Source organism: Amycolatopsis sp. NPDC089917, from assembly GCF_040684635.1.
Taxonomy (GTDB): domain Bacteria; phylum Actinomycetota; class Actinomycetes; order Mycobacteriales; family Pseudonocardiaceae; genus Amycolatopsis.
Window position 1 is genome coordinate 132473 of sequence record NZ_JBFBGL010000012.1, and the last position, 21689, is coordinate 154161.

Below are 21689 nucleotides of genomic sequence, written 5' to 3' on the forward strand. Positions count from 1 at the left end.
CGGGTGCCGCTACCCCATCTTTCGTGCCTCCCCCGGTCCCGAAAGTGGCTTTCGCGACACCTTCGGCTCAGGCGGCCTGGTCGCGACGTCGGGCTCTCGCCTCACCTTCCAGCGCGGGCAAGACCTCGTCGAGAGGCGCAAGATCGTGAGTAATCCGGTCCTGCCCGGCCGCCCGAATCACTCACCGGCGTGACGTTCGCCTCCCCCATGGTGGCGCATCCGCCCGAGGAGAGTTAACCTACTCACGAGTAGGTAAGCGAGGCAGGGAGACTCACCGTGGGTGCGCCTAGGAAACGAGACGCGATGGGCCTTGGCCTGTCCGCGCTCACCCGGCTGGCCGGGAGCAAGGTCATTGAACGGGCCGGACTTCGGAAGCCCGTGCAGAACCTGGTCAGTGCCGGGACGCGCAACGGCTTCCGGGTCGCGGGCGCGGCGGGACGGACGTTCAAATCCGCCCAGAAGCTGGGCAAGCCCGCGCGGCTCGCGCCGGCCGAGGACACGGGGCTGTTCGACCTCACCCCGAGTGAGGACCAGCAGCTCATCGTCGAGACCGTGACGGAGTTCGCGGCCGAGCAGCTGCGGCCCGCCGCGGCCGACGCCGACGCCAAGCTCCAGGCCCCCGAAGGCCTGTTGAGCCGCGCCGCCGAACTCGGCATCACGCTCGTCGGCATCCCCGAGGAGCTGGGCGGCGTCGGCACCGAACGCTCGGTCGTCACGAACGCGCTGGTCGCCGAGGCCCTCGCGCACGGCGACCTCGGGCTGGCCGTCGCGGTGCTCGCGCCGTCCGCGGTCAGCACCGCGCTGGTGGCCTACGGCGACGAGCAGCAGCAGGCGGACTACCTGCCCGCGTTCGTCGGCGAGAACGTCCCGGCGGCGGCGCTCGCGCTGCAGGAGCGCACGGCGTTGTTCGACCCGTTCAAGCCCGCCACCAAGGCCCGCCGCACGCCGAAGGGCTACCAGCTCGACGGCGTGAAGTCGCTGGTCCCGCGTGCCGCGGACGCCGAACTGTTCATCGTGTCGGCCGACCTCGAAGGTCGCGGTCCGGCGCTGTTCCTCGTGGAGTCGTCGAACGCCGGCGTCACCATCGAGACCGAACCGGCGATGGGCCTGCGTGGTGCGGCGACCGGGAAGCTGCACCTGGAGAAGGTCGCCCTGCCCGCCGGAGCGCTGCTCGGCGGCGGCAAGGCCGAGGTCTTCACCGAGGTCGTCCGGCTCTCGCGGCTCGGCTGGGCCGCGCTGGCCGCCGGCACCGCGAAGGCCGTCCTCGACTACGTGGTGCCTTACGTCAACGAGCGCAAGGCGTTCGGCGAACCGGTGAGCCACCGGCAGGCCGTCGCGTTCTCGGTGGCCGACATCGCCATCGAGCTGGAAGGACTGCGGCTGGTCGCGCTGCGCGCCGCCGCCCGCGCCGAACAGGGCAAGCCGTACGCCCGCGAGGTCGCGCTGGCCCGGAAACTGGCCACCGACAAGGGGATGCAGATCGGCAGCGCCGGGGTGCAGCTGCTCGGCGGGCACGGGTTCGTCAAGGAGCACCCGGTCGAGCGCTGGTACCGCGACCTCCGTGCGATCGGCGTCATGGAAGGCGCCGTCCTTCTCTAGGACTTTCGAAAGGCAATCATGATCAACCTTGAAGTTCCGAAGAAGGCCGGCACGCTGATCAACCAGGCGTACCAGGCCGCGGCCGAGGTGTTCCGGCCGATCTCGCGCAAGTACGACCGCGCCGAGCACACCTATCCGGCCGAGCTGGACATGTTCGCCGCGCTGCTGGACGGGCTGAACTCCTCCGGTGAGGGCGGCGCGGGCGCGGCGGGCGTCCGCCGCTCCGAGAAGAACGAGAAACCGGGCAACCGCAACGGGTCCAACCTCAACATCGTGCTCGGCACGATCGAGATGTGCTGGGGCGACGTCGGCCTGCTGCTGTCCATGCCGCGTCAGGGGCTCGGCAACGCCGCCATCGGCTCGGTCGCCACCGACGAACAGCTCAAGAAGTTCTCCGGGCTGTGGGCCGCGATGGCGATCACCGAACCGGACTGCGGTTCGGACTCGGCGGCGATCACCGCCACCGCGCGTCTGGACGGCGACGAGTACGTGATCAACGGCGAGAAGATCTTCGTGACCGCGGGCGAGCGCGCCGACGCCGTCGTCGTGTGGGCCACCCTGGACAAGACGAAGGGCCGCGCGGCGATCAAGTCGTTCGTCGTCGAGAAGGGCACGCCCGGCTTCGAGGTGGTGCGCGTCGAGCACAAACTCGGCATCCGCGCCTCCGACACCGCCGTGCTGCGCTTCGAGAACGTCCGCGTGCCGAAGGAGAACCTGCTCGGTACGCCGGAGATCGACACCGCCAAGGGTTTCGCCGGGGTCATGCAGACCTTCGACAACACCCGTCCGCTGGTCGCCGCCATGGCCATCGGTGTCGCCCGCGCGGCGCTGGAGGAGACCCGGAAGATCCTCACCGACGCCGGGGTGACCATCGACTACGACAAGCCGGTCCACAGCCAGCACGCGGCGGCCGCCACGTTCCTGCAGCTGGAAGCCGACTACGAATCGGCGTACCTGCTGACCATGGAATCGGCGTGGATGGCCGACAACCGCAAGCCGAATTCGCTCCAGGCTTCGATGGCCAAGGCGAAGGCGGGCCGGTCGGTCGTCGAGATCACGCTGAAGTGCGTCGAGCTGGCCGGAACCTTGGGCTACACCGAGGAATCGCTCCTGGAGAAGTGGAGCCGGGACGCGAAGATCCTGGACATCTTCGAGGGCACGCAACAGATCCAGCAGCTGATCGTGGCGCGCCGGATCCTGGGCAAGACGTCGGCGGAACTCAAGTAGCGCCGATAGAACCGTGAAGGGGCCCGTGCAGCTGCACGGGCCCCTTTTTTTATTCCCAACAGAATGACAACACCATCAAGTGAACCGCCGCGCCCCCCGGACAGAGGTACTCTCTTAGCCTTCCCAGCCCGCGAAGGCCGGAGTCGCGATGAGACTCGCCGCTCGACAGCTCTCCCCTGTCGCACACTGGTGTCTCGTCGTCCTCGGTGTCACGGTCTGCTACTTCGCGGCGGGCCAGATCGGCATCCAATGGGCGATCGTGCGGGATCAGATCTCGCCGCTGTGGCCGGCGGCGGGCGTCGCGCTGGCGGTGCCGATGCTGCTGGGGCCGAGGTACTGGCCGGGGATCTTCCTCGGCGCCCTCCTGACGAACATCGCCCTCGGACCTTCGCTGCTCACGGTCCTGATGATCTCCTCGGGGAACACGATCGGGCCGATGCTGGCCTACGCGGTGATGCGGCGGCTGGGCTTCCGCGACCAGCTCGACCGGCTTCCCGACGCCGTCTTCCTGGTGGCGATCGGCGCAGCCGGGGGCACGGCCGTCAGCGCCGTGCTGGGCACGGGTGTGCTGACCCTCGACGGCGCGCTGAGCCCGGGGGACTTCTGGGCCACGGCGCTCGTGTGGTGGACCGGCGACGCGATGGGCGTCCTGACGGTCACGCCCCTGCTGCTCCTGGCGCCGAGGTTCCGCCTCCCGGCCCAGGTTCCCCTCACCCGGTGGGGTGAGGGGGTGGCGCTGGCCCTCTGCGGTCTCAGCACGTCGGCCCTCGGGGCCGTCACCACGTCCAAGCTGTTCCTGGTCTTCCCGGTGCTCGTCTGGGCGGCTTTGCGCTTCCGCCAGGCAGGGGCGCTGTTGTGCTCTCTGTGCGTCTGCGCCTTCACGATCTTCGCCGCCGTACACGGGATCGGCCCGTACGGCTCCTACGAGCTGGCCAGCCGGATGCTGCACGTCCAGGCCTTCGACGCCACCGTCGGGATGACGGCGCTGGCGTTGTCGACGATCGTCCTGCAGCGCGACCGCGCCACCGCCGAAATCACCGACGCCTGGCGCCAGATCACCGAAATGGTCGACCTCATCGCGCCGCGCCAGTCCTTGCGCAGCGCGATGACACCTCAGCGTGAACCGGACACGGACGACGAGCTCGCCGGTTGAGCCTCAAGCGGCCTGTTCGTCGAGGAAGCGGTCGAGGTACCGCCACGTGGTGTCGCGTGCCTTCCGGCCGGTCAGGACGCCCAGGTGCCCGCCGGGCGCGGTCTCGAAGGTCACCGACGGCGAGTTGTCCAGCAGGCCGGTGAGCCGCTCGACGGCCGCACGCGGGGCGATCGTGTCGTTCTGCCCGGCGATGACCAGGGTCGGGACCTTGACGCCGGACAGCGCGATGATGCGGCCGTTGAGGTCGACCGTGCCCTCGGCGAGGTCGTTGGCGCGGAAGAACCGGTGGTAGATCTGGCCGAACGTCCGCCCGGGGTAGGCGATCATGTTGTCCATGAAGTGGTCGACGGCCTCGATCTGCGCCAGATAGTCCCGGTCATCGAGATTCTTCAGGATCGCGAGGGGTTTGGTGATCTCCTTGCTGATCCCGGTCGCGCGGAAGACGCGGCTGACCAAATAGGACGGTGCGCCGCCGAGCACGCGGTAGATCGGGGTCAGCAGGTGACCGCCGGTGAGGTCCACCAGCGGGCGGAACGGGGCGATCAGCGGGATCGCGGTGAAGTCGAACGGCGAGGCGATGGTCGCGATCGACTCGATCGGCAGATCGGGCTGGTCGGCGGTGGTCAGCAGGGAGAAGATCCCGCCGAGGCACCAGGCGATGACGTGCACGCCCTGGCCGCCGGAGTCCTCGCTGACCTTGCGGATCGCACGCGGGAGCACCTCTTCGATCCAGTGCTCGATGCCGAGGCGGCGGTCGGAGAAGGCGACGTTCCCGTAGTCGACCAGGTAGGTGTTGCGGCCTCCGTCGACCAGGTGCTCGGCGAGGCTGCACCCGCGGCGCAGGTCGAAGCACAGCGCGGGCGCGGCCAGCGGCGGCACCAGCAGGACCGGCGGCCCGTCCGCTGGCTTCCCGTTGGTGCGGAGCCGGTAGACCGACCGGTTGGGGCCCTGGTCGATCAGGACGCGCGGAACCGGGCGGAGATCGGCGACACCACCGTGCAGCACCTTCCCGACGACGTTCGACGCGGCGGCGGCGAGCCGTGCCGGGGGTGTGGCCATGGTGTGCCTCCTGGGGAATCAACGCGGTAAGACGTAATCTTGCCGCCTGGGGACGCACGACTCAACACCGCGGCCGTCACAGGCCGTCCATTTCGGACAGTTGCTAGGCCGTACGAGTTAAGAATCGGCGCCCCTTTCCGCCGCCGGAGCACTGCGCGCGGCACGCGATTCGTACTCCGCGCGAGCACTGGAATGCGTTGCGGAGGACAAAATCTTGTCGCCGCCGAGTGCGCGGATCAGCCCTTCGCCGAGGCGGCGCGGGAGCAACCGTGTGATCCTGCCCATGGCGTCCAGCGATGCGGGAACGAAGACGTCGAACTTGGGACGGCGCAACGCATCGACAATGGCCTGCGCCACATCTTCGGGCTGCACCGACTTGAAGAACTTCGCCTCGCCGAGTCCGCTGGCCAGTTCCGTGCGCACCACGGCGGGCATCACGCACGACACCAGCACACCGGTTCCGTGCAATTCCAGATGCACCGATTCCGACAAACCGACGACGGCGTGTTTCGTGGCGCAGTAGGTGGCGGCGCCGGGGAATCCGGCCTTGCCCGCCATCGAGGCGATGTTGACGATGTGGCCGGTGCCACGCGGGCGCATCCGTTTCACGGCTTCCCTGGTGCCGTGGATGACCGCGTGCAGGTTGATCTCGAGGAGACGGCGGGTCGCCGCGTCGTCCTCTTCGTCGAGCGGCGCGAGCGGCATGATGCCCGCGTTGTTGATCAGCACGTCGATCGGGCCGACGCGCCGCTCGACCTCGTCGAGGAACTCGGTGAACCCCTTCGTGTCGGTGACGTCGAGGGGAAGCGCCTCCGCGCCCAGCTCGGCCGCGGTCTTCTCCGCGAGGACCTGGTCCAGATCGCCGATGACCACCTTCGCGCCGAGCCGGGACAGCACCGTCGCGGTACTGGCGCCGATGCCCTGCGCCGCTCCGGTGATCACGACGACCTTGCCTGCCAGGGAACGTTCACGCTTGGCCATGGGGGCTCCTCTGCGACTTCGCGGGGCACTGTTGGCAATCTGTCAACTATGGTGCACCCGAAGCCTCGCGGACGCCAGTCCTACGGACGCTGCTCGAAGACCTGCCCGATCCAGCCGTTGACGTCGAAGCGCTCGGTCGGCTTGAAACCCTGGCTTTCGTAGTAACGCTGCAGGTCACCGTCGCCGCCGGCCCAGCAGTCGACCCGCACCAGCCCGATGCCGCGTTCCCGCGCCTCGGCCAGCGCGAACTCGACGAGCCGCGAGCCGACCCGGTGCCCGGTGAACCGGCGCGAGGTCAGCAGCAGGCCGAGGTAGATCTCGGGCTCGTCGACCGGCGAGACGTGCGGAAACCGGTCACCGAGGATGATCGCCCCGGCCGCTTCGCCGTCGACCTCGGCGATGTACAGCCCCGGCCCGTCGGCCATCCCGCGGACCCGCTCGACCCGCTTCGGGATCGTGGACCACGGCTCGGTCCCCCACTGACCCTCGCTGCCCCGGGAGGCGAGCCACGCGACGGCCTCGTCGAACATGTCCAGCAACGCTTGGAAGTCCCCAGAACCACCCTGGCGGATGATGAAGTCGCTCATGCTTCCGTTTTACAACATCGCGTGATCAGAGCCGTGACTCGCGTGATCAGAGCCGTCACGGCCCCGATCACGCGAGTCACGTGTCCGATCACGCGAGTCACGGCTTCAAGCACGTTCAGGCGACGCCGAGGTGCCGCGCGATCAGCATCCGCTGCACCTCCGAGGTCCCTTCCCCGATCTCCAGGATCTTCGCGTCCCGGTAGAAGCGGCTCACCGGGAACTCGTTCATGAAGCCGTACCCGCCGAAGATCTGCGTCGCGTCCCGCGAGTTGTCCATGGCGGCGTTCGACGCGACGAGCTTCGCGATCGACGCCTCCTTCTTGAACGGCTCGCCGCGCAGCATCTTCGACGCCGCCGCGTAGTAAGCCAGCCGCGCGGTGTGCGTGCGCACCTCCATGTCGGCGATCTTGAACTGGATCGCCTGGTACTCGCCGATCTTGTGCCCGAACGCCTCGCGTTCCTTCACGTACTTCAGGCATTCGTCGACACAACCCTGCGCGAGACCGACGCTCAGTGCGGCGATCGCGACCCGGCCTTCGTCCAAAATGGACAGGAACTGGGCGTAGCCGCGGCCGCGTTCGCCGACCAGGTTCTCGGCCGGGACGCGGACGTCGTCGAAGGAGAGCTCGTGCGTGTCCGAGCAGTTCCAGCCGACCTTGGAGTACTTCGGCGCGACGGCGAAGCCCGGCGTGCCGGACGGGACGATGATCGCCGAGATCTCCTTGCGCCCGTTCTCCTTCACGTCGGTGACGGCGGTGACCGTGACCAGTTTCGTGATGTCGGTGCCGGAGTTGGTGATGAACGACTTGCTGCCGTTGATCACCCAGGTGTCGCCGTCGAGTTTCGCGCGCGTGCGGGTGGCCCCCGCGTCCGAGCCGCCGCCGGGTTCCGTGAGCCCGAACGCGCCGAGCGCGGTGCCGGCGCACAACTCGGGAAGCCACTTCTCCTTCTGCTCCTCGGTGCCGAACCGGTAGATCGGCATGGCACCCAGGGAAACCCCGGCCTCGACGGTGATCGCGACCGAGGAGTCGACGCGCGCGAGTTCCTCCAGCGTCAGGCACAGCGCGAAGTAGTCGCCGCCCATGCCGCCGTACTCCTCGGGGAACGGCAGGCCGAACAGGCCCATGTCGGCCATCTTCGCGACGATCTCGTACGGGAACTCCTCCCGTTCGTACAGGTCGCCGATGACCGGGGCGACCTCGGAGCGCGCGAACTCCTCGACCGTCTTGCGCAGCGCCTCGTACTCGTCATCCAGCCGAAAGTCGATCATGAGTCATCCTTTTGGGGTGTCACCACGGCTACCGTCTCGTCCAGCGCGACCTGTTGGCCCGCCCGGACGGGGAGTTCGCTGACCACGCCGTCGATCGACGCGGTGATCGTGTGCTCCATCTTCATCGCCTCGACGACCACGAGCGGCGTCCCGGCGCTCACCACGTCGCCCGCGGCGACCTTGACCACGAGCACGGTCCCGGGCATCGGGCTGGTCACCGGCCCGGCGCCACCCGCGGCGCCGGCGGCCGAACGCAGCCTTTCGCGCTCGCCGATCGCGAAACTGTGCCCGTCACGCGCGAGCCACACGGTCTTCCCGCTCCCGGCCGCGTGCCGGTAGCGGTGGAACCCGGCGGGATGCCGGACTTCCAGCAGATCACCCTCGCGCCGCGCGGAAACCCGGACGGCTTCGGCGCCGTCAACACTGACGAGCGCGTTCGCCGGGGTGCCCTGCACTCGCACGACGGCTTCGGAACTCCCCGATTTCAGGGCGAAATCGATACCGCCGGACGCGCCGAGCCGCCAGCCGTCGGGAACGTCCCACGGGTCGATGACGGATCCTCGCGGTTGCAGGGAAAGCAGCCTGTCGAGCGCGGCGGCCACGAAGAACTCCGGCGGGACTTCTTCGGAGACCAAAGTGGACAGTCGGCGGTCGACGAGCTCGGTGTCGAGTTCGCCCTCGCGGACGTCGTCGTCGGCGAGCAGCCCGCGCAGGAAGGCGACGTTCGTGCCGAGGCCGAGCAGAGCGGTGTCGGCCAGCGCCAGATCGAGCCGGTGCAACGCGGCCGCGCGGTCCGGTCCCCAGGCGATGACCTTGGCGAGCATCGGGTCGTAGTTCGAACCGATGACCGCGCCTTCGCTCATCCACGAGTCGACGCGGACGCCTTCACCGGACGGTTCGTGGACCGCGAGCACGGTCCCGCCCGTCGGGATGAACCCGCGAGCGGGGTCCTCGGCGTAGACGCGGGCTTCGACGGCGTGGCCGTCCAGCCGGACGTCGTCCTGCGACACGGTGAGCACGTCACCGGCGGCGATCTTGACCTGCCACTCGACGAGATCGAGCCCGGTCACCAGTTCGGTCACCGGATGCTCGACCTGGAGCCGGGTGTTCATCTCCATGAAGAAGAACTCGTCCGGCGCCTTGGCCGACACGATGAACTCGACCGTCCCCGCGCCGACGTAACCCACCGAACGCGCGGCCTCGACCGCGGACGCGCCCATCCTGGCGCGCGTGGCTTCGTCGAGGAGAACGGACGGCGCCTCTTCGATGATCTTCTGGTGCCGCCGCTGCAGACTGCATTCGCGTTCACCGAGGTGGATCACGTTGCCGTGCGTGTCGGCGAGCACCTGGATCTCGATGTGCCGCGGCGTCGTGACGAACCGCTCCATGAGCAGCGTGTCGTCACCGAAGGAACCCTTGGCCTCACGGCGCGCGGACTCGACGGCGGCGTCCAATTCGGACAGTTCGGTGACCAGCCGCATACCCTTGCCGCCACCACCGGCGGACGGCTTGAGCAGCAGCGGGAAGCCGACCTTCTCGGCGGCGTCGGCGAAACCGCCTTCGGGAATGTCCACATCGGACGCACCGGGCACCACGGGGACCCCGGCCGACGACACGGTCGCCTTGGCGCGGATCTTGTCGCCCATGGCGTCGATCGCCTCGACCGGCGGACCGATGAAGACCAGGCCCGCCTCGGCGCAGGCGCGGGCGAACTCCGCGTTCTCCGCCAGGAAGCCGTAGCCGGGGTGGACCGCTTGCGCGCCCGTGTCGAGCGCGGCCTGGACGATCGCCGGAATGGACAGATAGCTTTTCGCCGCCTCGGCGGGACCGATGCGGACAGCCGTGTGCGCCTCGCGGACGTGCCGGGCGTCGGCGTCCGCGTCGCTGTACACCGCGACCGAACGGATGCCGAGCCCCTGCAGCGAACGGATCACGCGGACGGCGATCTCACCGCGGTTGGCGACCAGAACCGTGTCGAACATGCTCACATCCTGAAGACGCCGTAGTTGACATCGGACAGTGGCGCGTTGGCCGCCGCGGACAACGCGAGACCGAGCACCGTGCGGGTGTCCGCCGGGTCAATCACGCCGTCGTCCCAGAGCCGCGCCGTCGAGTAGTACGGGCTGCCCTGCGCCTCGTACTGATCGCGGATCGGCTCCTTGAAGGTCTCTTCGTCCTCCGCGGACCATTCGCCGCCGCGCGACTCGATGGCGTCGCGCCGGACGGTCGACAGCACCGAAGCCGCCTGCTCGCCGCCCATCACCGAGATCCGCGCGTTCGGCCACATCCACAGGAAGCGGGGCGAGTACGCGCGGCCGCACATCGAGTAGTTGCCCGCGCCGAACGAGCCGCCGATGACGACGGTCAGCTTCGGCACCCGGGCGCAGGCCACCGCGGTGACCATCTTCGCGCCGTGCTTGGCGATGCCGCCCGCCTCGTACGCGCGGCCGACCATGAACCCGGTGATGTTCTGCAGGAACAGCAGCGGGATCGAGCGTTTGTCGCACAGCTCGATGAAGTGCGCGCCCTTCATCGCGGACTCGGCGAACAGGACGCCGTTGTTCGCGATGATGCCGACGGGGTGGCCGTGGATCCGGGCGAACCCGGTGACCAGCGTCGAGCCGTACTCCTTCTTGAACTCGCCGAACCGGCTGCCGTCGACGATCCGGGCGATGACCTCGCGGACGTCGTAGGGCACGCGCGGATCGGTCGGGACGACGCCGTACAGCTCGTTCGGATCGGCGACGGGCGCTTCGGTCGGCAGGACGTCCCACGGGCGCGGCGTGCGCGGCCCCAAAGTGGACACGATCGAGCGAACGATGCGCAGGGCGTCCGCGTCGTCTTCGGCCAGATGGTCGGTGACGCCGGACTGGCGCGAGTGGACGTCGCCGCCGCCGAGCTCCTCGGCCGTGACGACCTCGCCCGTCGCGGCTTTCACCAGCGGCGGGCCACCAAGGAAGATCGTGCCCTGATTGCGCACGATGACCGCTTCGTCGCTCATCGCCGGGACGTACGCGCCGCCGGCCGTGCAGGATCCGAGCACCGCGGCGATCTGCGGAATCCCGCGCGCGGACATCGTCGCCTGGTTGTAGAAGATCCGGCCGAAGTGCTCACGATCCGGGAAGACCTCGTCCTGCCTCGGCAGGAACGCGCCGCCGGAGTCCACCAGGTAGACGCACGGCAGGTTGTTGTGCAGCGCGACCTCTTGCGCGCGCAGGTGCTTCTTGACCGTCATCGGGTAGTAGGTGCCGCCCTTGACCGTCGCGTCGTTGGCGACGATCACGCATTCGCGGCCCGAGACCCGCCCGATTCCGGTGATGATCCCGGCCGACGGCGCCTCGTCGTCGTACAGTCCGGTGGCGGCCAGCGGGGACAGCTCCAGGAACGGCGATCCCGGGTCGAGGAGGGTGTCGACCCGGTCGCGCGGCAGGAGCTTGCCCCGCTCGACGTGGCGGGTGCGGGATTTCTCCGGACCCCCGAGCCGGGCCGCGGCGAGCCGCTTGCGCAGGTCCTCGACCAGCTCGGCGTGGGAGGTGACGCTGCGGGCGTACTCGTCGCTGCCCGGATCGGCGGAAGTGCTCAGTGCGGGTGTGTCCATGGCTCCTCGTCGCCAAGTTAGCCGTCGTTAACTCGTGCCGTCAGGTTAACGCCCACTAACCCGCTCTGTCCACCGCGCCCCGGAAGTACATGAAGGCCCCCTTCCTGTACCTAGGCGCAAGGAAGGGGGCCTTCATGTACTTGGAGCGGAGCTAGCCGATCGCGGAGACCAGCGGGTTGTAGTAGCCGCCGCGCTGACCGGCGGCGGTGGGGTGGTACGAGTTCACGATCGGCCAGGTGAGGCTGTGCAGATAGTCGTCGGCCGACGAGCAGATGTTGTGCCCGGTGAAGGCACTCCGCACGTCGACGAACTTCGCGCCGTTCGCGGACGCGCGGGCCGAGAGCACCGACGCCAGCGCGTCGGAACCCGAGTTGATCGCCGAGCGCTTGGTGTCACTCAGCCCGACCGAGCACGAACCCGGCACCGTGTAGAAGCGCGGGTACCCGAGGACGACCAGCTTCGCGCTGGGCGCCTTCGCCTTGATCTTGGCGTAGACGTTGTTCAGCAGCCCGGGAAGCGTGTTGTTCACGTAGGTCTTCGCGGTGTTGACCCGGTTGACGCAGGTCTGGTCGCTGCCGGTGGTGCAGGTGGTCATGACGTCGGCGAACCCGGCGTCGTTGCCACCGACCGAGACCGTCACCAGCGTGGCGCTGGAGGTGACGTTCGCGATCTGGTTCAAGACGTCGCCGGTGCGCGCCCCCGAGCACGCGACGAACTTGAAGGTGGTCCCGGCGTGGGCGTTGGCCCACAACTGGGGATAGGAGTTGGCACTGCGCATGCAATCGCCCGAGTTCCCGTAGCTGCCGGCACCGACGCCGGACGAGTACGAGTCACCGAGCGCCACGTAGTTGGTCGCCGCCTGGGCGGTGCCCGCGAGACCGAGGCTGGCAAGGACGGCGACCCCCAGGGCCGCACCTAAACGAGTGAAGGAAAGTGCTTTGATCCGAGCAGGGACGGACATGGTCACTCCTTTGTGACAAGTTAACGAGGGACAGCATTACCAGGTGGTAGTCCCACACAACAGGGTCATTTCCCCAGGTAACCCGCTTGGCTCAGGCTGGAAGTACGGCCACGTGTTAGCGCTCGCTAACACCCGGCCTTAATATGGCCAGATGCCGGCGAACCCCACCCCACTCGTGAACGGCGAGAAGGCGAACAGGCGCGAACAGATCATGGCCGCCGCCGCCGAGCTCTTCGCCCACCACGGTTTCCACGGCGTCGGCATCGACGACATCGGCGCGGCCGTCGGCATCTCCGGCCCGGCCCTGTACCGGCATTTCCGCAGCAAGGACGCCATCCTGGGCGAGATGCTGAACTCGATCAGCCGCTACCTCCTCGACGGCGGGACGGCCAGGGCGAGTCAGCGGGACGAGCCCGGCGAGGTTCTCGAAGCACTGGTGAATTTTCACGTGGACTTCGCGCTCGCGCATCCCGCGTTGATCACCGTCCAGGAGCGAAACCTCGCGAATCTCACCGACAGTGACCGCAAGCAGGTCCGCGCCATGCAGCGTCAGTACGTCGAGGTGTGGGTGCGCGCGATCAGCGACGCCGTCCCCGGGATCGGCGAACGGCAGGCGCGCTCGGCGGCGCACGCGGTCTTCGGGTTGATCAACTCGACGCCGTACAACCGCCATCTCGGTGACAGCGAACTGGCCGAAATGCTCTGCCGCCTCGCGCTGGGTGCACTGCACGCCGCCAAGTGACCACGTCCGGGTTTCGGCCTATCCCCACTTTTCCGTCCTCTGGTGTTTGATAGGCACGTGGAGCCGGACAGGAGCGAGTACGAGCGGAGGCTCGTCGAAAAGGCGCAGCGTGCGCTCGTGGCGATCAGCCTCGGGGAGGACGCCGAGGCGCTCGACGAGCTCACGCCGACCGCCGTCGAGCCCCGGGCGCGCTCCGAAGAGACCAAAGAGCTCGTGATGATGCTCTTCGGCGAATGCAGCGCCATGGTGTCGACGCTGGGCGACGGCGGCAGCGCGCCGGTCAAGGTGCAGGTGTTCGACGAGGACGGTGAAGAGGTCTCGATCGACCAGGCCGATCCGCCGGTGAGGACAGCCGTGCGCACGCTGCTGGCCGAGGTGCACGGCAACAGCGAGGCCGCGCAGGAACAGGTCGAGATCGCGCTCGCCAACGCCGCGCCGGACGAGGTGGACAGCCTGGTGCTGCAGGCGCTGCGCTGGACTATCCGGCTGTCGGCGGAGTGCCTGGACCGGGACCTGCCGGTGGCGCCCTGGATCTCGGACGCCGTCGCGGACTGAGGCCAAGTCCGTGAAGGCCTCCTTGAGGGACTCTGGGTCCCTCAAGGAGACCTTCACGGACAGGTGCTCCCATCAGGTGAGCAGGGGTTTCACCAGCCGCGCGATCTGCTCGGTCTCGATCAGGAACGAGTCGTGCCCGTAGGGCGAGCCGATGACGGCGAACTCCGCGCGGGCGATCCCGTCCGCGATCGCCCGCGATTGGTACAGCGGGTAGAGCCGGTCACTGTCCACTCCGGCGGCGACCGTGCGCGCGGTGATCCGGCCGAGCGCGTTCGCGACGCCACCCCGGCCGCGGCCGACGTCGTGGGTGTTCATCGATTCGGTGAGCACCACGTAACTGCCGGCGTCGAACCGGCGGGACAGCTTCCCGGCGTGGTGGTCCAAATAGGACTCGACGGCGAACCGGCCGCCGCGCAGCGGGTCCTCACCGTCCTGGTGGCGACGTCCGAAGCGTTGCGCCAGTTCGGCTTCGCTGCGATAGGTCGCGTGCGCGATCCGGCGGGCGACCCCGAGACCGGCGTGCGGGCCGCCGCCGGGGACGTCGTGATAGTCGCCGCCGTGCCAGCCCGGATCGGACCGGATGGCGTGCAGTTGCGGCGCGGCCCAGGCGATCTGGTCCGCCGACGCCTGCGCCGTCGACGCCAGCACGAGCAGCGCCGCGACCCGGTCGGGTTCACCCACCGCCCATTCCAGTGCGCGCATCCCGCCCATGGAACCGCCGAGCACCGCCGCCCACCGGTCGATGCCCAGCGCGTCGGCGAGGACGATCTCCGCGCCCACCTGGTCCCGCACGGTCACGGCGGGAAACCTGCTGCCCCAAGGACTTCCGTCCGGATGCGCCGACGACGGACCGGTCGAACCCTGGCAGCCGCCGAGCACGTTCGGGACCACGACGAAGAAGGTGTCCGTGTCGATCGCCTTGCCCGGTCCGATCAGGCCGTCCCACCAGCCGGGGCTGACGTGGCCTTCCTCCTCCGGTCCGACGGCGTGACTGTCCCCGGTGAGGGCGTGCTCGACGAGGATCGCGTTGGAGGCGCGGGGATTCAGTCTCCCCCAGGTCTCGTAGGCGAGCGTGAACGGGAGTTCGCGCCCGGTTTCGAGCGGCTGGACGCCGGTGACGAACCGGCGCCGGCCGGGCGGATCTCCCTCCCGCCACGCACCGGTGGCGGGAGGGAGATCGGGAGCCTGGGTCACAAAGCCGCCTTGGCCGCCCGGAATCCGGCCTCGAGGTCGGCCTTGAGGTCCTCGATCCCTTCCAGGCCGACGGCGAGCCGCACGAGACCCGGCGTGACCCCGCTGGAGACCTGCTCCTCCGGCGTCAGCTGGCTGTGCGTCGTCGAGGCGGGGTGCACGATCAGGCTGCGCACGTCGCCGATGTTGACCAGCTGGCTGTGCAGTTCCGTACCGTCCACAAAGGCCCGTCCGGCCTCGACGCCGCCGCGCAGGTCGAACGACAGCACCGCGCCGGCGCCCTTCGGCAGGTACTTCTTCGCGGCCTCGTGGTACGGGCTCGACGGCAGCCCGGCGTAGTACACCTTCTCGACCTCGTCACGCTGCTCCAGCCATTCGGCCAGCGCCTGCGCGTTGGACACATGCCGCTCCAGGCGCAGCGACAGCGTCTCGATCCCTTGCAGGATCAGGAAACTGTTCAGCGGCGCGATCGCGGCGCCGGTGTCGCGCAGGATCTGGACGCGCGCCTTGGCCGCGTACGCGCCCGGTCCGAGGGCTTCCCAGTACTTGAGACCGTGGTAGCTCGGGTCGGCCTCGTTGAAGCCCGGGAACCGCGCCGGGTCCTTGCCGAAGTCGAAGGTGCCGGCGTCGACCAGCACCCCGGCGACCGTGGTGCCGTGCCCGCCGAGGTACTTGGTCGCCGAGTGGACCACGACGTCGGCGCCGTGCTCGATCGGGCGGACGAGGTACGGCGTCGGCACGGTGTTGTCCACGATCAGCGGGACACCGGCCTCGTGCGCGGCGTCGGCGACCTTGCGGATGTCGAGGACGTTGCTGCCCGGGTTGGCCAGCGTCTCGGCGAAGAACAGCTTGGTGTTGGGCCGGACCGCGGCCTTCCACTGCTCGATGTCGTCCTGGTCGTCGACGAACGAGACCTCGATGCCGAGCTTCGGCAACGTGTAGTGGAAGAGATTGTAGGTCCCGCCGTAGAGCGACGGGCTGGAGACGAAGTGGTCACCCGCGTTGGCGATGTTGAGGATGGCCGCCGTGGTCGCCGCGGTCCCGGACGCGAACGCCAGCGCCGCGACCCCGCCTTCGAGCGCGGCGAGCCGCTGCTCCAGCACGTCCTGCGTGGGGTTGTTGATCCGCGTGTAGATGTTGCCCGGCTCGGCGAGGCTGAAGAGATCGGCGCCGTGCTGGGTGTCGCGGAACACGTACGAGGTGGTCTGGTAGATCGGGGTCGCCCGCGCGCCGGTGGCGGTGTCGGGCGCCGCACCCGCGTGGATCTGCTTGGTCTCGAACGACCATCCGTCCGCGCTCATCGCGATTCTCCTAGCGGTTCAAAGGGTTTCGGCTGTTGTCACCGAAGCTAGCTCCGCCGAACGGAGCACCCAACCGCTCTCAGGACGTGGGATTCCGCTCCGAAAGGGCGAACCGGTTTCCCTCCGAATCGGTGAACATCGCCCACGGCTGCTTCTCCGGGCGGGCCGGGAATTCGACGCCCTTCGCGGAAAGTTCCCGATAGGTCTTTTCGATGTCGTCGGCATAGAAGAAAAAGCCGGCCGTCGGCAGTTCGTCGCGCACCCCGGGGTTCTTGGCGTACTCCGACATGGTGCTCAAGACGAGAGCCGTCATCCCATCGGCTGAAGTGACCTCGACCCACCGGCCTCGAATCCGACGACCTCGGTCCAGAACTTCTTCGCCCGCGCCTGATCGCTCACCTCGACGACGATTCGGCGGCACGCCCATGCTGCTGACCTTGGAGACCGAGGACCCGGACGACCTCACGCGGCGCGCGGTGTTCGCGGGCGCCCGGGTGGAGGCGCCGGTCGAAACGGAAGCGGTTCACACCCGAAGACATCGACGCGAGGACACCGCCCGAGGTCTGAGGTGTGCGGCGCTCCCACCTGCTGGACAATCGCAGCATGGTTTCCGTACGCAGTGTCGTGGATCGGGTGGGACCGACACTGCTGCACGCGCTTCAAGTCCCCGAGGAGTCCCCGGCCGTCGGCGACGTCGTCATCGCCGAACCCGGCAACACGCTCGCCGCGGGTGACCTCGTCCTCGGCGTGGCCATCACCGAGACGCCCGAAGCGGCCGAGCTCGTGAAGCAGAGCGCGGCCAAAGGCGCCGCCGCCGTCCTGCTGAAGCCGCCGCTCGCGGCGAAACCCTCGGTGAAGCGAGCGGCGAAGTCGGCGGACATCGCGTTGATCGAGGTGCGCCCGGCGACGTCGTGGGCCCAGCTCGTCTGGCTGCTCAGGACGGTCCTCGACGCGCTGGCCGACGAGTCGGACGCGCTGGAGGACGGCGGCGGACCCGGTTCCGGCGACCTGTTCCGGCTCGCGGACGCCGTCGCTTCGGTGGTCGACGCGCCGGTGACCATCGAGGACACCAACTCGCGGGTGCTCGCCTACTCGGCGCGGCAGGACCTGACCGACTCGGCGCGCGTGTCCACGATCATGGGCCGCCGCATCCCTGACGACGTGCTCGCGCGATTCCGGTCGCGAGGGGTGTTCCGCGAGCTTTCCCGTGGGCGGCAAACGATCTTCGTGCCCGCGCAGCGCGACGGCACGCTGCCCCGGCTCATCGTGCCGATCCGGATGGGCGGCGAGCTGCTGGGGTCGATGTGGGCGGTCGTCGCGGGCCCGGTCTCCGACGAACGCGCGGCCGCGTTCGCCGACGCGGCACCCGTCGTCGCGCTGCACCTGCTGCGCCGTCGCGCGCACACCGATTCCCAGCGCCGGGTCTCGGCCGAACTGCTGCGCGCCGTGCTGGAAGGGAAAGCCAGCCCGCGCAAGGCGATCGCGGAACTGGACCTGTCCGAGGAGCCGCACCGCGTCGTCGTCATCGAGGTCTCCGGCGGCGACGGCCGGGACGACGAGGGGCTGCGGCTCGCGCTCCTCGAACGGATCTCGCAGGGCGTCGGCAGGCGGCCGGTGGCCACCGAACTCGGCGGCGTGCTCTACGCGGTCGTCCCGGACGGCGACGGCTGGGCGGAGCTGCGGGCCGCGCTCGAAGCCCTGCCGTCGTCGAAGAAGGGCGGGACACCGCGGGCGGCCGCGGGTTCGGCCTGCGAAATCGGAGAGCTCGCGACGTCACGCGCCCAGGCCGACGAGGCACTGAGTCTGCTTCGCGCGAAGCTCGTGCCCGGCCGCGTCGTGGTCTTCGATGAGGCGTGGACGGCGCTGTCACTGCACCGGGGCGCGACGGCGGCGAGTACGGCGAAGGTGGCCGAACTGGGGCCGCTCGGCCTGCTGCGCGCGCACGACGACGCCCACGAGAGCGGCTACGTCGACACGCTCTATCAATGGCTGCGGCATCCCGGCGATCCGCGCGCGGCCGCGAAAGAACTTCGGATTCATCCCAACACCTTGCGTTATCGCATGCGGCGGCTGCTCGATCTCGTCCCGTTGGATCTCGACGATCCCGACGTCCGGCTGGCACTGATCACACAACTCGTTTCCCTGCGCTGGAGCTGACCCGCATTCCACGGGAAACTGTTCATTCACGAACACTTTGTAGTGCGACAAAGCCGGGGGCAGACGTCAGGAAAGGGTCTTTCAAGACGTATTCTGTCCTGAAAGACCCTTTCCTGACATCCGGCGGCTAGTGCGCGCTGGCGCGATATCCGTCCTCAATGGTCTGCCGTACCGCGGCGAGCAGATCGGCACCGGGGTAAAGCGGCAAAAGCACACCGGGGCCACCGTCGACCCGCAACGCGGCTTCGTAGCCGTGTCCTGGCGTTTCGACCAGGCCCACGACTACATCGGCCGGATTGCCTTCGGTGTCGACGGTGCGGACACGCCGCTCCCGCCGCCAGTCCTGATTTGTCATGCGGAACAGAATGGCAGCTTACCGGCCAGTAAGATCAACATCTTGACTCGATCGTGCTGCATTTCCCGATCCGCAGGTTGCACGGCCGCGCCCACCCCCCGCGAACGCGGCCGTGCGTCATACCCGATAGCCGAGGTCGTCGGCGACGAATCGCTTCGGCACCATCCGGAGCCAGACCGTTCCTTTGACCTCGGGATCATCGTGCAGGTAAGAAAGAAAACGCGCATCCCATTTGTCCTCGTCGGACCCGAGATACCGGCTCAGCAGCCGCCGTCCACGGGGGACGTCGAACGGAAGCACCTCCGCTTCACCGCGCGCGAGCACCTGCCGCACCATCCCGGTGCCGACGTCGCAGACGTCGACCGTCAGCGCGATCGACGGCGATTCGCGGACGAGACCGGCCAGCTTCGCCCACGTTCCCGTGAGGATCCAGAAGGCCCGTTCTTCCCAGAGGTACCAGGTCGGGCGCACCGTCGGCCCGGTCGTGGCGACCCTGGCCGTCAGCGGACCGGCGAGGAATTCGTCGACGTCGAACATCAGACCTCGAGCACCGTCTTGCCGATCGCGCCGCGCGACTGCATGACCGCGTGCGCGTCCGCCGCCCGGTCGAGCGGGAACCGTTGGCCGATCACGGGTTCCAGCCGTCCGGCGGCGGCTTCGGCGAGCGCGGACCCGGTGAACGCCCGCATCTCGGCCGGTCCGCCGAGGTCCCGGATCACCGTGACCCCGCGCGCGGCGGCGTCCTCTTCGGACACCTCCGTCCACGAACCACTCGACAGCCCGTAGATCAGCATCCGGCCGCCCGGCCTGAGGAGCCCGAACGACGTCGTCCCGATCTCGCCGCCGACCCCGTCGAACACGACGTCGACCTCGCCCGCCTTCACGGCCCAGTCCGGCTCGCGGTAGTCGACCGCCAGATCGGCGCCGCGCTCCCGGACGTGCCCGGTCTTCGCCGGACCACCCGCCGCGCCGACGACCTCGGCGCCCGCGGCCTTGGCGAGCTGGACGATCAGCCCGCCGACACCACCGGCCGCGGCTTCGACCAGCACGCGCTCCCCGGGCCGGAGGGCCGCCGCCGTCACCAGCGCCGTCGCGGTGCGGCCGTCGGCGAGGATCGCCACCGCCGCGTCGAGGGCCAGGCCGTCCGGCACCTCGAAGACGGACTCGGCGGCGACCGCGACCCGTTCCGCGTACGCCCCGGAACCGCCCGTCGAGGTCACGACGCGCTTCCCGACCAGATCGAGATCGACCCCTTCACCGACCGCGCTGATCACGCCGCCGACGCCGTTGCCGGGGATCAGCGGCGGTTCGGCGCGGAACGGGCCTCCCCCGCCGGCGCGGAACTGCGTCTCGACGAACGTGATGTTGGCGAACGCCACCTCGACCAGGACCTGGCCCGCCGCCGGAACCGGATCGGGCGCCTCGCCCACGACGAGCACTTCGGGTCCGCCGAACTCTTTCAACCACACGGCTCTCATGTGACCCAAGGTGCAAGCTCCAGTCGGGTGGAGGTCAAGCGATTGTGCCACTAAAACCATGATCGGCTCTCAATATTGTCCCGGGCACACGATGACACCGCCGTCCGGGTATATCACCGTGAGTGGCAGCACTTGTCGTAGACCCCGCCGCCAGGAGGCATCCCGTGCGTATCGCCGTCCCCCGTGAAATCAAGAGGCATGAGTACCGTGTGGCGCTCACCCCGGCGGGCGTGCACGAACTGACCGGGCGCGGCCACGACGTCTTCGTCGAGACCGGCGCCGGTGTCGGTTCCTCCATCTCCGACGACGAGTACGTCGCCGCGGGCGCGAAGATCCTCGCGACCGCCGAGGAGACCTGGTCCGAGGGCGAGCTCGTGCTCAAGGTCAAGGAGCCGATCGCCGAGGAGTACCCGCGGCTGCGCGCCGACCAGGTGCTGTTCACCTACCTGCACATCGCCGCGGACCGGCCGCTGACCGACGCGCTGCTGGCCGCGGGCACCACCGCGATCGCGTACGAGACGGTGCAGACACCGAACCGCGCGCTGCCGCTGCTCGCGCCGATGTCCGAGGTCGCCGGGCGCCTGGCGCCGCAGGTGGGCGCGTACTCCCTGATGAAGCCGAGCGGTGGCCGCGGCGTGCTGCCCGGCGGCATCCCCGGCGTCCACCCGGCGCGCGTCGTCGTCATCGGCGGCGGTGTGGCCGGCCTGAACGCGGCGCGGGTCGCGCTGGGTCTGGGCTCGGACGTCGAGATCCTCGACACCAACGTCGACCGGCTCCGTCAGATCGACAACGACTTCGGCGGCCGCATCCGCACGGTGACCTCGAACGCGCTGTCGGTCGAGCAGTCCGTGCTGGAGGCCGACATGGTCATCGGCGCGGTGCTGGTGCCCGGCGCGAAGGCGCCGAAGCTGGTCTCGAACGACCTCGTTTCGCGGATGCGCCCGGGCAGCGTGCTGGTGGACATCGCGATCGACCAGGGCGGCTGCTTCGCGGACTCGCGGCCGACCACGCACGACGAGCCGACCTACCAGGTCCACGAGTCGGTGTTCTACTGCGTCGCGAACATGCCGGGCGCGGTGCCCCGGACGTCGACCTACGGCCTCACGAACGTGACGCTGCCGTACGCCGTCCAGCTGGCGGACCTCGGCTGGCAGAAGGCGCTGCAGGCGGACGCTTCGCTGGCGAAGGGCCTCAACACCCACGCGGGTGCCCTGACCAACGCCCCCGTCGCCGCCGCGCACGGCCTGCCCGCCACGGATCTGGCCGCCGTCCTGGCCTGATCCCTCGATCCACCTTCCCACGCGGGGGACCTTTGCCACCCCAGTGCAAAGGTCTCCCGCTCCTTCCTTTGAAGCGCGTGGAGCCGGTCCGTGAAGGCCTCCTTGAGGGACTCAGAGTCCCTCATGTCGATGACCGTCCGCGGCTGCTCCTCGGCGACGAAGTGCCCGGAACCGGAGACCTTCCGCACCCGGACA

At 69.1% G+C, this 21689-nt stretch carries 20 protein-coding genes and 1 pseudogene; 8 read left to right on the plus strand and 13 right to left on the minus strand.

Features of this window, described 5'->3' with window-relative positions; translation table 11 throughout:
* The 4 genes from AB0N89_RS11990 to AB0N89_RS12005 all read left to right on the plus strand — a co-directional run.
* Positions 1–193, plus strand: a 193-nt coding sequence (locus AB0N89_RS11990; RefSeq protein ID WP_364203547.1) for a hypothetical protein, incomplete at its 5' end; no start/stop codon positions are given.
* A gap of 110 nt (positions 194–303) precedes the next feature.
* On the plus strand, positions 304–1599 hold the full coding sequence (locus AB0N89_RS11995; protein WP_191255233.1) for an acyl-CoA dehydrogenase family protein: 1296 nt from the start codon (positions 304–306) through the stop codon (positions 1597–1599).
* Between the two features lie 18 nt (positions 1600–1617).
* On the plus strand, positions 1618–2826 hold the full coding sequence (locus AB0N89_RS12000) for an acyl-CoA dehydrogenase family protein (protein WP_016337016.1): 1209 nt from the start codon (positions 1618–1620) through the stop codon (positions 2824–2826).
* Positions 2827–2974: 148 nt separating this feature from the next.
* Positions 2975–3979, plus strand: a complete 1005-nt coding sequence (locus AB0N89_RS12005; protein ID WP_364203550.1) for an MASE1 domain-containing protein — start codon at positions 2975–2977, stop codon at positions 3977–3979.
* 3 nt (positions 3980–3982) lie between these two features.
* On the opposite strand, the gene AB0N89_RS12010 is transcribed toward AB0N89_RS12005, so the two are convergent.
* From AB0N89_RS12010 to AB0N89_RS12040, 7 genes are all read right to left on the minus strand, one after another.
* Positions 3983–5038: an alpha/beta fold hydrolase gene (locus AB0N89_RS12010; RefSeq protein WP_364203552.1), complete on the minus strand. Its 1056-nt coding sequence runs from the start codon at positions 5036–5038 to the stop codon at positions 3983–3985.
* Positions 5039–5155: 117 nt separating this feature from the next.
* Positions 5156–6019 (minus strand): SDR family oxidoreductase, encoded by an 864-nt coding sequence (locus AB0N89_RS12015; protein WP_364203555.1) that lies wholly within the window; start codon positions 6017–6019, stop codon positions 5156–5158.
* Positions 6020–6099: 80 nt separating this feature from the next.
* Complete coding sequence (locus AB0N89_RS12020; protein WP_364203558.1) at positions 6100–6606, minus strand: GNAT family N-acetyltransferase; 507 nt, start codon at positions 6604–6606, stop codon at positions 6100–6102.
* A 115-nt stretch (positions 6607–6721) separates the two neighbouring features.
* The gene (locus tag AB0N89_RS12025; RefSeq protein WP_364203561.1) at positions 6722–7876 is read right to left on the minus strand and encodes an acyl-CoA dehydrogenase family protein; all 1155 of its coding nucleotides are present in this window, start codon (positions 7874–7876) and stop codon (positions 6722–6724) included.
* Complete coding sequence (locus AB0N89_RS12030; RefSeq protein WP_364203564.1) at positions 7873–9858, minus strand: biotin carboxylase N-terminal domain-containing protein; 1986 nt, start codon at positions 9856–9858, stop codon at positions 7873–7875. The genes AB0N89_RS12025 and AB0N89_RS12030 overlap by 4 nt, the downstream gene beginning before the upstream one ends.
* 2 nt (positions 9859–9860) lie before the next feature.
* On the minus strand, positions 9861–11474 hold the full coding sequence (locus AB0N89_RS12035) for a carboxyl transferase domain-containing protein (RefSeq protein WP_364203567.1): 1614 nt from the start codon (positions 11472–11474) through the stop codon (positions 9861–9863).
* Positions 11475–11625: 151 nt separating this feature from the next.
* Positions 11626–12435 (minus strand): SGNH/GDSL hydrolase family protein, encoded by an 810-nt coding sequence (locus AB0N89_RS12040; protein ID WP_364203570.1) that lies wholly within the window; start codon positions 12433–12435, stop codon positions 11626–11628.
* Between the two features lie 151 nt (positions 12436–12586).
* On the opposite strand from AB0N89_RS12040, the gene AB0N89_RS12045 reads away from it, so the two are divergent.
* Positions 12587–13177, plus strand: a complete 591-nt coding sequence (locus AB0N89_RS12045) for a TetR/AcrR family transcriptional regulator (protein WP_167406015.1) — start codon at positions 12587–12589, stop codon at positions 13175–13177.
* A gap of 57 nt (positions 13178–13234) precedes the next feature.
* Positions 13235–13732 (plus strand): hypothetical protein, encoded by a 498-nt coding sequence (locus AB0N89_RS12050; protein ID WP_005150645.1) that lies wholly within the window; start codon positions 13235–13237, stop codon positions 13730–13732.
* Between the two features lie 72 nt (positions 13733–13804).
* Here the strand turns inward: AB0N89_RS12050 and AB0N89_RS12055 are convergent, their stop codons facing one another.
* The 3 genes and pseudogenes from AB0N89_RS12055 to AB0N89_RS12065 form a co-directional block, all read right to left on the minus strand.
* The gene (locus AB0N89_RS12055) at positions 13805–14926 is read right to left on the minus strand and encodes a homoserine O-acetyltransferase (RefSeq protein ID WP_364203574.1); all 1122 of its coding nucleotides are present in this window, start codon (positions 14924–14926) and stop codon (positions 13805–13807) included.
* Positions 14923–16224 carry a bifunctional o-acetylhomoserine/o-acetylserine sulfhydrylase gene (locus tag AB0N89_RS12060; RefSeq protein WP_364203577.1) on the minus strand — a complete coding sequence of 434 codons (1302 nt, stop codon included), beginning with the start codon at positions 16222–16224 and terminating at the stop codon, positions 14923–14925. Before AB0N89_RS12060 ends, AB0N89_RS12055 begins: the two co-directional genes overlap by 4 nt.
* A 79-nt stretch (positions 16225–16303) precedes the next feature.
* A pseudogene (locus tag AB0N89_RS12065) lies at positions 16304–16635 on the minus strand (VOC family protein).
* Positions 16636–16827: 192 nt separating this feature from the next.
* Between AB0N89_RS12065 and AB0N89_RS12070 the strand changes: the two are divergent.
* Complete coding sequence (locus AB0N89_RS12070; protein WP_364203580.1) at positions 16828–18381, plus strand: helix-turn-helix domain-containing protein; 1554 nt, start codon at positions 16828–16830, stop codon at positions 18379–18381.
* Between the two features lie 127 nt (positions 18382–18508).
* Here the strand turns inward: AB0N89_RS12070 and AB0N89_RS12075 are convergent, their stop codons facing one another.
* The 3 genes from AB0N89_RS12075 to AB0N89_RS12085 form a co-directional block, all read right to left on the minus strand.
* A complete protein-coding gene (locus AB0N89_RS12075; RefSeq protein ID WP_005150660.1) occupies positions 18509–18736 on the minus strand; it encodes a hypothetical protein in 228 nt (75 codons plus the stop codon).
* 117 nt (positions 18737–18853) lie between these two features.
* Entirely contained in the window at positions 18854–19273 is a 420-nt protein-coding gene (locus AB0N89_RS12080; RefSeq protein ID WP_364203583.1) for a pyridoxamine 5'-phosphate oxidase family protein, read from the minus strand.
* Positions 19273–20214, minus strand: a complete 942-nt coding sequence (locus AB0N89_RS12085) for a zinc-binding dehydrogenase (RefSeq protein ID WP_364203586.1) — start codon at positions 20212–20214, stop codon at positions 19273–19275. Before AB0N89_RS12085 ends, AB0N89_RS12080 begins: the two co-directional genes overlap by 1 nt.
* A 164-nt stretch (positions 20215–20378) precedes the next feature.
* Here AB0N89_RS12085 and ald point away from each other — a divergent pair, with 164 nt between their 5' ends.
* Positions 20379–21494 carry an alanine dehydrogenase gene (gene ald, locus AB0N89_RS12090; protein ID WP_364203589.1) on the plus strand — a complete coding sequence of 372 codons (1116 nt, stop codon included), beginning with the start codon at positions 20379–20381 and terminating at the stop codon, positions 21492–21494.
* The last annotated feature ends 195 nt before the right edge of the window (positions 21495–21689 follow it).